This window comes from Undibacterium pigrum (assembly GCF_003201815.1).
GTDB classification, from domain to species: Bacteria; Pseudomonadota; Gammaproteobacteria; order Burkholderiales; family Burkholderiaceae_D; genus Undibacterium; species Undibacterium pigrum.
The window spans coordinates 239,697-252,803 of record NZ_QJKB01000004.1 but is presented as its reverse complement, the minus strand read 5'-3'; the positions used below and the strand labels follow the sequence as shown (position 1 = coordinate 252,803).

At 47.9% G+C, this 13,107-nt stretch carries 11 protein-coding genes; 5 read left to right on the top strand and 6 right to left on the bottom strand.

Translation table 11 applies throughout. From position 1 onward, the window contains the following. Positions 1 to 125: 125 nt before the first annotated feature. Together DFR42_RS14775 and DFR42_RS14770 are read right to left on the bottom strand one after the other, a co-directional pair. The gene (locus tag DFR42_RS14775; protein ID WP_110255760.1) at positions 126 to 392 is read right to left on the bottom strand and encodes a hypothetical protein; all 267 of its coding nucleotides are present in this window, start codon (positions 390 to 392) and stop codon (positions 126 to 128) included. A gap of 81 nt (positions 393 to 473) precedes the next feature. Next, positions 474 to 1,964 (bottom strand): MFS transporter, encoded by a 1,491-nt coding sequence (locus DFR42_RS14770; RefSeq protein ID WP_110255759.1) that lies wholly within the window; start codon positions 1,962 to 1,964, stop codon positions 474 to 476. Between the two features lie 237 nt (positions 1,965 to 2,201). Here DFR42_RS14770 and DFR42_RS14765 point away from each other — a divergent pair, with 237 nt between their 5' ends. The 4 genes from DFR42_RS14765 to DFR42_RS14750 all read left to right on the top strand — a co-directional run bounded on the left by DFR42_RS14765 (position 2,202) and on the right by DFR42_RS14750 (position 7,205). Then, positions 2,202 to 3,077 (top strand): LysR family transcriptional regulator, encoded by an 876-nt coding sequence (locus DFR42_RS14765; RefSeq protein WP_110255758.1) that lies wholly within the window; start codon positions 2,202 to 2,204, stop codon positions 3,075 to 3,077. Between the two features lie 533 nt (positions 3,078 to 3,610). Then, entirely contained in the window at positions 3,611 to 4,702 is a 1,092-nt protein-coding gene (locus tag DFR42_RS14760; RefSeq protein ID WP_110255757.1) for an ABC-three component system protein, read from the top strand. Beyond that, the gene (locus tag DFR42_RS14755) at positions 4,699 to 5,175 is read left to right on the top strand and encodes a three component ABC system middle component (protein ID WP_110255756.1); all 477 of its coding nucleotides are present in this window, start codon (positions 4,699 to 4,701) and stop codon (positions 5,173 to 5,175) included. The genes DFR42_RS14760 and DFR42_RS14755 overlap by 4 nt, the downstream gene beginning before the upstream one ends. Then, positions 5,172 to 7,205, top strand: coding sequence for a DUF3732 domain-containing protein (locus tag DFR42_RS14750; protein WP_110255755.1), 2,034 nt, complete (start codon positions 5,172 to 5,174; stop codon positions 7,203 to 7,205). The genes DFR42_RS14755 and DFR42_RS14750 overlap by 4 nt, the downstream gene beginning before the upstream one ends. A 538-nt stretch (positions 7,206 to 7,743) precedes the next feature. Here the strand turns inward: DFR42_RS14750 and DFR42_RS14740 are convergent. Continuing rightward, on the bottom strand, positions 7,744 to 8,157 hold the full coding sequence (locus DFR42_RS14740; RefSeq protein ID WP_110255894.1) for an Rrf2 family transcriptional regulator: 414 nt from the start codon (positions 8,155 to 8,157) through the stop codon (positions 7,744 to 7,746). Positions 8,158 to 8,320: 163 nt separating this feature from the next. On the opposite strand from DFR42_RS14740, the gene DFR42_RS14735 reads away from it, so the two are divergent. Continuing rightward, complete coding sequence (locus DFR42_RS14735; protein WP_110255754.1) at positions 8,321 to 9,301, top strand: alpha/beta fold hydrolase; 981 nt, start codon at positions 8,321 to 8,323, stop codon at positions 9,299 to 9,301. A 234-nt stretch (positions 9,302 to 9,535) separates the two neighbouring features. Here DFR42_RS14735 and DFR42_RS14730 read toward each other — a convergent pair whose 3' ends face one another. The 3 genes from DFR42_RS14730 to hydA form a co-directional block, all read right to left on the bottom strand. After that, positions 9,536 to 10,096, bottom strand: coding sequence for a hypothetical protein (locus DFR42_RS14730; protein ID WP_110255753.1), 561 nt, complete (start codon positions 10,094 to 10,096; stop codon positions 9,536 to 9,538). Between the two features lie 238 nt (positions 10,097 to 10,334). After that, positions 10,335 to 11,579 (bottom strand): Zn-dependent hydrolase, encoded by a 1,245-nt coding sequence (locus DFR42_RS14725; protein WP_110255752.1) that lies wholly within the window; start codon positions 11,577 to 11,579, stop codon positions 10,335 to 10,337. 23 nt (positions 11,580 to 11,602) lie between these two features. Continuing rightward, positions 11,603 to 13,015, bottom strand: coding sequence for a dihydropyrimidinase (hydA, locus tag DFR42_RS14720; RefSeq protein ID WP_110255751.1), 1,413 nt, complete (start codon positions 13,013 to 13,015; stop codon positions 11,603 to 11,605). Positions 13,016 to 13,107 lie beyond the last annotated feature (92 nt).

The following is a 13,107-nucleotide window of genomic DNA, read 5'->3' as shown; positions in this document are numbered from 1 at the left end:
GACGATTCGCGGCTGCAGCCGCTATTACTGGGGGGGGTAACATCTGATTTTTTAATTCACAACGCTGACTTAGTCACAAGGTGCAAATTTTATCCGGACACAAATAGCTTTGTTAGCTATGCGCCTCAATCGTCAAAGTCCAGACTATCCAGAGCATCACTGGCAGAACTGGCTCCAGAGATATAATGTCTGTCGCCCCAGTCACCAGGCACATCTTCCAATGCTTTTCGCAATTTACGGTCTCGTTCAGCGCTATAGATGAATAGAGTGCCTGTCACAATCAAAGCACAAGCACCAAAGTACCATTGCAAGCCCAATAAGCGATAGCCAATGACGCCAATAATTATGCCCGTGGAACAAAACGCCACCCCTAAAAAATCTTTAATTTTCATAAGCAGGTACTCACAGTAATTATCCCGTCGTGATTGCACGATCTGGGCATCCTCTCTATTATTCTAAACCAGCAGATTTTACTATTCTCCTGCGTGATTATGGCCCGCACTTGCAACAACTTTCCTGGGTATGTAAAGATAAGCAAGCACGCTGGCGACAGTATAACTTCCCAACAGCACCGCAAAAGCCGCAGGCATGCGCCATGACCAGTCTGCTGTCGCATGAAAAATCCCGCCCATGATGGCCACGCCAACCAGTGCGCCAATCTGGCGGCTGGCATTGACAGCGGCAGACGCGCTGCCAGCGTAGCGTGCTCCACATACTTGCAACACGGTGGCAGTCATTGCGGGCAAAGCCACACCCACCGAGACATTCATGACAATGACACACAGGGTAAGCAACTGCATCATCAAGGCAGATGCCATATCGCAGCTCAGTGTAGTGAGCAATATGCACAAAGCCATCAGGGCTGCGATGGCAGTGCCAAACAACAACGGGTAACGCGTGCCCACCCGTGCAGAAACCTGGCCCGACAAGAGATTACCCACCATGAAAGAAAACATCATAGGCAGCATTTGCAAACCAGTCTGGCTGGCCGTGATGTGCAATGCATCCTGAAAGAAAATCCCCAGCAAAAAAATTTGTGCAAAGGTAGAAAAACTGATCAGGAAACCTATACCGCTCGCAGCCGAAAAGGTCGCACTGGCAAACAGCGCACGTGGTAGCAAGGGATGAGTGCCACGCAGTTCTTGCACTATTAGCGCCAGCGCACTGATGAACATGCAAGCCAGCAGCCACAGGACGAGTGCAGATTGCCAACCATAAGCAGGGCCTTCGATCAGGATGAAAGTCAGGCTAACCAGCGCAAAGACCAGCAATGCATGGCTGAACAGGGACAGCGGTCTCGGGTGTGCAGGTGCTTTGGGTATCAGTTTCTTTACCATCAACACGCCCAATATCCCCAGCGGGATATTCACCATGAAGATACTGCGCCAGCCAAACTGCTGCACCAGCATGCCACCTATCAACGGGCCACTGCCGCTGGCAACACCAACCAGGGCCGACCATATGCTCAGCATTTTTGTACGCTGCTTCTGCTCCTGGAAAACATGGCTCATGAGGCTCAATGAGGCAGGCATGAACAAGGCAGCCCCGAGGCCCTGCAATAACCGCGCAATGATCAGCAAAGTACCGCTGTCAGCCATGCCGCACAACAGCGAAGCCATGATAAAGATCAGCAAACCAGCCTGGTAAGTCGTCTTTGCGCCCCATCTCTCGGCCAGGGCACCACCAATAAGCAAGAGCGAAGCAAAACTCAGGGTATAAGCATCCACTACCCACACCAGGCGACTCAGTGGCAAAGAAAAATTGCTGGCAATCGCAGGCAATGCGATATTGACCGAAGTCACATCCACCATCGCCATCATGAAACCCAGCGCCAGTGTCAGCAAGATCAAGGCCTCATCCAGCCTGCCCAGGCGCGGGCTGCCTGTCACTGCTACGGCCCCCTCCAATGTCTTGCATTCATGCACCAGATTGATACCACCCTGCCCACCACTTAGCCTGCTCATGAGAATCCCTTTTCGATAAACCTGGGAACATGGTAGTTGCCTTGTGTGATGCAGTAAATACGCATAAGATAAGCAGTCTGATGCAAAAATGCATCACTACAGGACTTACGCAAAACCGCCCCAGCTGCGTTGCAGCGCCTAGCCGTACTAAAGTACTGTCGTCGTTGCTGGCGCCTTGCTGGGACAATTTTGCGTAAGTCCTGACCAAATGTGAACACTGGAGTGGCTTCATAAATCATGGATTGGGACGACACAAGAATTTTTCTGGCGATTTACAGAGCAGGCACCCTGCGCAGTGCAGCGGCGGCACTCAATATCGACCAGGCCACCGCAGGCAGGCGGCTGGCTGCGCTGGAACAGGCTTTGAATGCGCGTCTGTTCTTGCGCACGCCTTCAGGCTATGTGGCAACACCGGCAGGCGAGCATGCACTGGCCGCCGCCGAGATGATGGAAAAAGCCTCCGACAAACTGCAACGCGAAATCGCCGGGATAGATAACCGCCTCTCAGGCGTGGTGCGCGTAGCCACGTCAGACACCATGGCCAGCCACTTCGTCATCCCCGCCATGAAAAAGCTGCACGCCGCCCACCCCGATATCCGCATCGTGCTGAGCACCGCAACACAACTGAGCAACCTCACCCGGCGCGAAGCCGACATAGCCGTGCGCCTCGTCAGGCCCACCGACCCCGACCTCATAGCCCGCCACCTGACCAAACGCAAGCTGGGCCTGTTCGCAGCAAAATCCTACCTGGAAAAACACGAAGTAACAGCAGACAGCAAGGGCCTCGACGGCCACGACATCATCACCTACCAACACCGCATAGTCCCCCGCCACGCAGAAAAAATCTGCGGCCTACCCATCGCCAACGCCCGCGTCACCATGGAAGTCAGCAGCGCCATGATGATGCTGGAAGCCACGCGTGCAGGCATGGGCATAGCAGAACTGGCTGTCCACCTTGCAGAGAACGATCCACTACTCACCCGTCTTTGGCCAGAGAGGGAGGATAGCTACGATGTATGGCTGGTGATGCATGGTGACCTTGCGCGCACTGCGCGGGTCAGGGCTGTTGCTGATGCGATTGTTGGGTGTTTTACGTGGAAAAAGAACGGTTAAGCGGCAAACAAGAAAAACTCTAAGCTTATCAAAGGTTATCGACGATATGGCCTCGCCCTCCTTATATTCCTTCGGGGATCAAAAATAGTGCGTAGAGGATAGCTAGAAGTTAATATTTGTCAAATCACCACAGAACAAACTTGACAATATAATCACACTCAAGGCAGGATGGATAATGTGATCCCGCGGAGGGAATATATTCAAGAAATCTTTGAATGCGCGCGCACTCCTTCTCCGTGCTCGACATGACTACTGGCGATAATTTTTTAAAGCACGAATTATTCAGAGTGTCCTCAAAGTGAATGCTGCGATAGGATAGTTTTTACTAATAATAAGAAAATACAATGCACGTAGCACTTATTTTAAAAACCTTTATTCACTTATAGAGCACATCCTAGGAGAAAAATGAAGAATTCGAACGCACAGAACCATTCCGCGGAAGCTGCTGCATTAGGTTTTACTTTCAAACGTTTTATGCACTACGTGCCCTTCTAGAACAACCCCATGATGATGCTGCGGTGTGCATAGAGCAATTGGATGATGTAGAAGTGCGTACAAATGGCCAGTCTCTACTCACTCAATTAAAACACTCTATATCAACGGCCCCGAATCCAGTAACAATAAAATCCAAAGCACTCTGGAAAACATTAAAAGTATGGATTGACGTTCTTCCAAGATTAGTCATAACAGAAACGAAATTCCAACTTGTTTCTGTTGCGCCACTTGGCAAAGATTCTTTACTTTCTGCATTGATTGATGAAAATCTAGATAGAACCTCTCTACACGACGCACTTGTTAACGAGGCGAATAGAGTTATCACAGATCGTAAAAATGCAGAGTCATCTGGTAAGAAAGGGCCTTTGCCGCACGCAGATAGATTCCAAGAATGTCAAACGTTCCTCAATTTACCTGAAAATCAACGGAAACTAATTCTAAAACGAACAAGTATTCGTGCCGGCACACAAAAAATTAGTGAGATAGAAAATCAAATATCGGCATTACTCATAAACTTTCCTCCAGAAATGCGTGAGCAAATTGCACGTAAATTGCTTGAGTGGTGGGATTTGCAAATGATATTTAGCTTATGTGGGAAGCGCGAGAAATTCATTAATAAAATAGAGGTTCAAACAAAAATAGCTGAAATCGCGGGCGAAATTGAAAGGGATGAACTGCTACCTGATTTCGAAACGGCCATACCACCAAACGAATATCAGTCAGACTCTATGCTGGCTAAACAAGTTGAATTAGTTAATGGAAAAAAAAGTGACCTTCAATATGCAATAAGAGAAGAATGGCGTGCACGCTCCCAACGACATAAGTGGTTGAATGAACGATTGGATATGGGAATGCGAATACAAAAATATGATCAGATTTTAGAAGAAACTTGGTCGGATAAACATATTCGAATGATTGAGGATTGCGAAAACAGTGACGAAAATGAAAAACGTCGCCTCGGGTTGGAGCTATTACGTTGGGTACATGAGCATGCTAACAAAGAAGTACAGCCATTCGCGAACAACTGGAACTCCCCATACTACATTCGAGGAAGTTATCAAGTTCTCGCCATTAATTTAAAGGTAGGATGGCATCCAAATTTTAAAAATTTGTTAGGTAAAAATTCATGATTTTGGCACATGATATGTTCGCAGAGACTAACCCTGCATTTTGCGCTGTCGTTTTAGCCGCATTTTGTAAATCATACCAAAGTCTCAATGATCAAGCACCGACTTTACTCTTGGCCTATCCGGTTCTTCCCATTGTCATGTCAAACGATCTTACTGACACATTTGCAGGAACCAATAAAAGTACAGGCATGCTGGAGTGGATACATCGCAATCCTCAAATTCTAATTGGAATTGCGAAGCGGGTAAATGCAACGTTGCCTTTGACGACTGATGCGATTCAATTCGGATGTCTTATTCAATTACTTAAGGTAAATAATGATGGATCAATTTCTTCAACGAATAAGAGCATCCCAAAAGCCGCAATACAGAGCTCCATCGAATCAAATTTAAAGAAAGCTCGATTAATTGGTAGTTGGTTTGCAGGCATCGGCTCCGCTCGTGCGGTTATGGAAGCTTTAGGAGTGTCGATATGACGCGTTGGAACGTAAAAACAATTTTTTTCCTCGGAATTGAAGACCAGTTTAGTGAAATCCCTCTTGATGTGGGACAAGTCAATATCATTACTGGTGCGTCTGGGACAGGGAAATCGGCTGTAATTAAAGCTCTTGACTATTGCCTAGGCTCGTCCAAATGTGTGCTTCCTATATATGTCCGTCGTCATTGCTTAGCGGTTGGTATGAAATGGGTTCGCAATTCAGATGAAATAATAGTCTGTCGTAAAATTCCACCGATTGGTCAAAACACAAGTGATCACATGTACGTAAGCTCGGGAAAAAATCTTCCTTTACCGAAAATCATCGAACAGTTTGAAGGACGTACAACTGTCGAAGCGGCAAAAGGGATTCTTGAGCGAGCATTTGGCATTGATGACACTGATAAACAATCACCGCAAGGTTCAGAATTATTGGGGCGAGCAACTATACGCCATGTCACTCCGTACCTATTCGTAACCAAAGAGGTAATAGATAGCGAAACAGTTTTATTACACGGTTTAAACGACCCAAAAAAATCAAAAGCGATTATTGCTACCCTCCCATTCTTTCTAGGCGTAAATAACAGTTCAATTACCGCAGCGGAGGCGCGACTACGTCAACTTCGCAAAGCGTTTGAAACTGAAAACTCTAGAGAAAAAGCTCGCAGATCAAATCAAAGTCTTTTAAAGCAAAGAACTCAAATATTGCTTGCAGAAGCACGTGATATCGGACTCATTTCTGAAATACCTGATGACGCTGATGAAAAGGAGCTTGTAAATCTACTTCAAGAAACTGTTGGAAATCAATCAAAACAATTGCAATACCCAGCTGATGGTGACTTAAAAGCATTGTATGAAAAACGCCGCTTAGTATTAACAGAGCTCAATCAAAAAAAGAGGATTTTTCAATCAACAACTATTGCATCTAACGAGTCACAAGGCTATCAGAATGCAGTGAGTCGGCAACTTGAAAAATTACGTATAGCTGAGCATCTAAATTTATCGGATATCCCTACTGAGTGCCCAGTATGTCATGCCCATACTGAAATAGGAATTGTAACGGCACAAGCATTAAAAGCCACGCTTGAAACCATCCGCTCCGAAAATAGTTCAGTCGAGCGAATCCGCCCCCAACTTGATGAACAATTAAATGCCACAAGTGAAAAAATTCAATACTTAAGCATCGAATTAAGAAAGTTAGACGCTGGGATTGCATCAATGTTGGCGAGTCTTCAAGACTCGAAACAATTAATGGACCTCGCGCAAGTACATGCATATTTTCGAGGAAAAGTTAGTTATTTTCTCAACACTATAGATGATAAATTACTGACGCCAGGCAAAGATTTGAGCGACTTGAGCAATGAAATTTCAGAGCTAGAATCGATAATTAACAACGACAGTCACCGAATACGATTAAAAAGAGCTGAATCAGTTATTTCACGAAATGCAACCGAAATTTTTGAAAAACTTCCTAAAGAAGAACCATGTCTAGGTGCCGAACTACAGTTCTCATCTCGTGAGCCCAAAATAAACTTAATAGAGCCTGATCCAAAAGGAGCAATTCTTAATATGGCAGACATCGGCTCGGATCAAAACTATTTAGCGGTCCACATCGCCTTAGCATTCGGATTGCAAAGATACTTCGAAAAAGCTCGTTCGCCAGTTCCTGGACTAATAGTCTTAGACCAGCTTAGCCGTCCATACTTCCCTAATCATGATAGATCAAGCGATGAAGAGATTGATGAAAATGACGATTTAGAAAAATCGGATCCAAATACGACAAGTAACTCGACAGGCAGCGACGTAATTCAAATCAATTCAGATGACGAAGACTTTTATGCAATGAAAAACCATATTGATTTTTTGTTCAGCGAGGTCGCGGCACGAAGTGGTCTTCAGGTTCTTTTAATAGAGCATGCTTACTTTAAAGACGATCCTCGCTATGTTCAAGCAACTAAAGCACGCTGGACACGTGCATCAGGATTAGCCCTAATACCCAAAAACTGGAAACGGAGACAGGACTCAAAATGATTTTATTTAATAACTTCGTTTCTAAATGCCGCAATAAATTTCCAGAGATTTGACGAAATTAATTTTTGAGAAATATGAAAATTAATTGGGATAAAATGAAAAATTTAACGCTACCGAAATGAACCACCTCAGTCCTCCCTAACATCGCATGCAACAGCACATTGCACCCCGCATCCAGGTGTTCTGATTTCACATTTTCAATTTCATTATGACTGATACCATCCTTGCAGGGCACGAAGATCGTGCGGATGCGGCGAGTCTGACTGTGTAGATAATGTCGACTGGATACATCTGGGCAAGCAGCAACGGGCTAAAACCAAGCCCAGGCCGCCATCACTATTGAATAAATCAGGCCTGTTGATCATGCCCCTTAGACATGCCCCTCCGTTTCACATAGGAGGCGCATGTTTGAGGTGTCTGCGGTGGAGACTATACAGTTATCAGCCACCGAAGGACTGGAGGCCATACTGAACTCACATACGGCGTCTGTTCAGGCGTCGAGCAACAATAATGGAGTCATGTGAACGCAGTTGGCTTTTTAAGTCTTGCTGACCGGAATAAAATCAGACAGCATGAGCTTGCCAAATTCTTCAAGCAAGGCTTTTTCGGCATTCATAAAAGTACGGTCAAGTACACTGGTAACTGTCTGTTCTACCGGACAATCAGGGTGATCATCTGCTGCACCCATGGCGTAGATCGCAGGGCGGTCAAGGGCCAGATAGATGTCAAGCACACTGAGCTTTTTCAGATCCGCAATGACTTCCCAGCCACCGCCTCTCCCCTGTGTGGAGCGTACATAGCCGGCATTTCTCAAACCCGACATGGTGCGTCTTACGACGACGGGATTGGTTTTGAGCATTCTCGCAATGTCTTCTGAGGTAGCAGCCCCCTGGCGGCCATAGATATGTATCAGCACATGTAGCATGCGCGCCAGTCGGTAATCGAGTCTCATCTTTATGTCCATTGCCAGTAACTTGATGCGATATCGTAACATATAGAGTTGCAGTATATTTTTTTACATGATATCGTAACTTTAAACATTGCAATATAAGAAAATTACTGCACCGCTTCCCCTCGCGAATGGGAATGCAGTGCGTACCATCTATGAAGTGCTTATGACTAACTTGACATATCGCCAGTTGCAAGCGAACGGCATCACTATGAATGTTGCAGAACAGGGTGAGGGGCCGCTTGTTTTGCTGTGCCACGGTTTTCCGGAGACTTCTTATGCCTGGAGGCACCAGATTCCGGCACTGGCGGCTGCCGGATATCATGCTGTCGCGCCTGACTTGCGTGGCTATGGTGGATCAGACAGGCCAGCCAGGGTGGATCAATATACCTTGATGCATCTGGTGGGCGATATGGTCGGGCTTCTCGATACTCTTGGTGCTAAAGACGCCGTGATCGTTGGAAATGACTGGGGAGCGACACTGGCATGGCAGGCAGCACTGATGCGACCCGACCGTTTTCGCGGCGTGGTTGGAATCGGCGTGCCGCTGATGGGGCAGCCACCCATGCCACCTACAAAATTATTCCCGCAAACGACCGGGGAACTATTTTATACCCTGTACTTTCAGGATGAAGGTGTGGCAGAGAAGGAATTTGAAAAAGACATCGCAAGCACCTTACGCAAAATACTCTGCGCAGCATCCGCTACAGCAGGAAGTGATGAGCAAGGCCAGGCCGCAGCTAATCCCTTCAGCATGGTGTCGCGTGCCAAAGGCTTGCTTGCATCACTGCCTTTACCTCTGGATTTACCGACATGGCTTTCACAAGCTGATCTGGATGAATATGTTAAAGCGTATGCCATCAGTGGCTTTCGCGGCGGCTTGAATTTCTACAGGAATCTGGATAGAAACTGGGAATTACAATCTGCACTGGCGGGAATGCAGGTGAATGTACCTGCACTATATGTAGCAGGTGAAGCAGATGCGGATTTGAACATGCCAGGCATGGAAGAGGTCATCGCAAACATGCCTGCACTGGCACCTATGTTACGCGACTGTATAAGGATACCTGAGTGTGGTCATTGGGTGCCACAAGAAAAACCTGAGGTCGTCAATAAAGCGATTATTGATTTTTTGCGTGAGCTTTAAATAGCAAAAAATTTCCACTTTTCGCCATTGCAACTCACAAAAATAATGCTCGCTGTAAAACTGGTTCAGATCTAAGATCTTCCAGTTTTGTAGCGAGCATAGTTTCAAATCCTGCATAAATCACTTCAGATGTAATACTTCACCACTACAGCCGTCCCCCAACTTTGCATACTCAGCAATGATGAACGATCTGTACTTGGTTAAACATTCAAGCAAGTTCTGCCTGCACTATCATTAACTTTTACAATCACCAGAAATGACAAGCTTTATCTTATTTTCATATTCCATTTCCCATGCAAACCTTTCTACTTCGTTTGCCTGAATAGCCAGCCTCTTTGAAGTCAGTGCGTCTTGTGCTTGTAACAGACATTTATCGGTTGATGGGCTATTTTTGTCCAGCATTGATAGTTCTTGAGCGGTGATTTTATAAGCTTTTGATTTAAGTATTTCCAGCACCTTTTCCTCAGCCACTTTTTCAGCCTCATCATTCTCAGCAAGTTTCTTTACTGGTGCTTCGAAGCACTCGGCTTCCTCAATTTTATTGACATACCAGCTTGTTCCAGAATCAAATGTTCTTAACCAGGCAACCTGCTTCCCTGCATAACCGCCAAAGGAATTTTTGGAGTTGACTTCAAGGCAGGCGCGATTTTTGTAGACATATGATTCTCCCCATTTCGCCGAATCGGGGTCTTTGAGTTTTTCACGAACTGCCCTTCGCATGGCAGTATCAAAAGTTGTGCTATCGCAGGCGCCAAGACAGAGAAGCATTGCTACTAACAGTAATTTAGTCTTCATACTCACTAATCATCCAGAATTGAAATAGTTACCCATACTACACAAAATATATTCATATTCTGAAGATCAAGCCGTATCAAAAATAAATATTTATTTATTAATACCGTGAAATAAAGATCATCACAAGAGAGGAATTCAAAAATAATGTTAAATTCATACGAATTCCTCGATCAAAAAAAATGCAGCAGACACTTTTGATAAATCAGGAATTTAGCAAAATCTGTTTAAGTAAAATAAATTACCCCACCACCCCAGCCCTCCCCAGCATCGCATGCAACAACACATTACACCCCGCCTCCAGGTGTTCTGATTTCGCATCTTCAATTTCATTGTGGCTGATGCCATCCTTGCAGGGCACGAAGATCATGCCGGAGGGGGCCAGTCTGGCGGTGTAGATGGCATCGTGGCCTGCGCCGGAGACTACGTCCATGGTGCTGTAGCCCAGGGTGGCGGTGGCTTCGCGTACGGCGTTGACGCAGTCTGGGTGGAAGGGGCATGGGGGGTAGTAGGAGACGCGTTCTACGCTGATGTTCAGGCCGCTGTCCTTGCTGGTTTTATCGACGAAGGCGAGGATTTCATTGTGCATGGTGTCGAGCAATTCGGACGATACATTGCGCAGGTCTATGCTGAATTTGACTTCGCCGGGGATGACGTTGCGACTGTTAGGGAAAACCTGCACCATGCCTACCGTGCCACGACCATAGGGTGGGTAGCGGTTGCCGATGTTAACGACTTCCTGCATGATTTTGGTAGAGATTTGCAGGGCGTCTTTGCGCAGGGCCATGGGTGTGGGGCCGGCGTGGGCTTCCATGCCGGTGACGACGCAGTCGTACCATGAGAGGCCAAGCACACCGGGGACGACGCCGATGACCTTGTCGGCATCTTCCAGCACCGGGCCTTGTTCTATGTGGGTTTCGAAGTAGGCACCGATGGGGTGCTGCCCTGGTACTTCTGTACCTTTGTAGCCTATGCGTTCCAGTTCATCGCCTACGGTTTTGCCTTCGGTGTCTTTGGCTGCATAGGCGTGTTCAAGTGTGAATGCGCCGCAGAATACGCCTGAACCCATCATGACGGGGACGAAGCGTGAGCCTTCTTCATTGGTCCAGAAGGCGACTTCGATTGGTGCTTCGGTTTCTATGTTGTGGTCATTCAGGGTGCGCACGACTTCGAGTGCGGCCAGCACGCCGTAGTTGCCGTCGAACTTGCCGCCTGTGGGCTGGGTGTCGATATGGCTGCCGGACATGATGGGTGGCAGTGCCGGGTTCTTGCCTGCCCTGCGCATGAAGACATTGCCTATCTGGTCTATGGTGACGGTGAGGCCAGCCTGTTTGGCCCAGGAGACCACGAGGTCACGGCCCTGTTTGTCAAGATCAGTCAGGGCCAGGCGTTTGACTCCGCCTTTGGGGGTGGCACCGATTTGTGCGAGTTCCATCAATGAGGCCCAGAGGCGATTGCCATTGATGCGTAGATTTGCGGTAGTCATGATAAATCCTTCTTGATAATCTCTTATGCGCGCATTCTGTTGAGCGCATGAAACATGGGTGAGAAAGATGGGCGTTTGATATAGCGCCCTGCCCCCATCTCGGCCCTTAAATCACCTTCTTTAAATACCAGCTTGCCACCGCTGATGGTGTGCGTTGGTATGCCTTTGACGGTGCGTCCTTCAAAGACATTGAAGTCGCCTTTGGAGAATTGAGTCTTGGCTGACAGTGTCTTGGTGCCATTGACATCCCACAGCACGATGTCGGCATCTGCGCCTTCGGTAATAACGCCTTTGCGTGGGTAAATATTGAAAATCTGCGCGCAATTGGCGGAAGTGACCTTGACGAATTCTGAGGGTGTCAGGCGGCCAGTGTTGACGCCCGCATCCCACAAGACCATCATGCGCTCTTCTACGCCGCCGCAGCCATTGGGTATTTTGGTGAAGTCATCCTTGCCTGCGGCTTTTTGGGCGGCACAGAAGGTGCAGTGGTCAGTCGCCGTGGTATGCAGGTTGCCGCCTTGCAGGCCTTGCCACAAAGCCTCTTGATGATGGCTGCTGCGGAAAGGTGGGCTCATGACGTGGCCTGCGGACTGGGCAAAGTCCGGGTTCTTGTAGACGCTGTCATCGACTACGAGGTGGCCTGCCAGCACTTCGCCAAACACGCGCTGGCCGTGGGCACGGGCACGGGTGATGGCGTCCAGCGATTCCTGGCAGGATACATGGACGATGTAGAGCGGCGTGTTAAGCACATTGGCAATGGCGATGGCGCGCTGTGCGGCTTCGCCTTCTACCATGGGTGGGCGTGACAGGGGGTGGGACTGTGGGCCTGTCATGCCCTTCTTCATGAGTTCTTGCTGCAGGACGTAAACGAGTTCACCATTTTCTGCATGCACGGTGGGTATGGCACCGAGTTCCAGCGCGCGGGAAAAGCTTTTTACGAGGATTTCATCATCGGCCATGATGGCGTTCTTGTAGGCCATGAAATGCTTGAAGCTGTTGACGCCATGCTCATTGACGAGCTTGCCCATGTCGGCGTGAACGCTGTCATCCCACCAGGTAACGGCGACGTGGAAGGAATAATCGCCAGCAGATTTTTCTGCCCAGCTACGCCAGATGTTGAAAGCTTCCATCAGGCTTTGTTGCGGGTTGGGGATAACGAAGTCGATGATGCTGGTCGTGCCGCCCGCCAGGCCAGCGGCTGTACCCGTAAAGAAATCATCTTGCGTGACCGTGCCCATGAATGGCAATTGCATATGGGTGTGCGGATCTATGCCGCCGGGCATGACGTAGAGGCCGCCAGCGTCTATGATTTCTGCACCGGCAGGTGCTTCGAGGTTGTCGCCTACGGCGATGATCTTGCCATTGTCGCAAAGGACATCGGCTTTAAATTCGCGGTCTGCGTTGACGACAGTGCCGCCGCGTATCAGGATGGTCATGGCAGTTCCTTCGTTAATTCATTGGGTGTGTAAATCACAGGGGTCGTTTCTCGCAGGTTGGGCATCGCTTTATCTGCCCAACACTCGGCTTT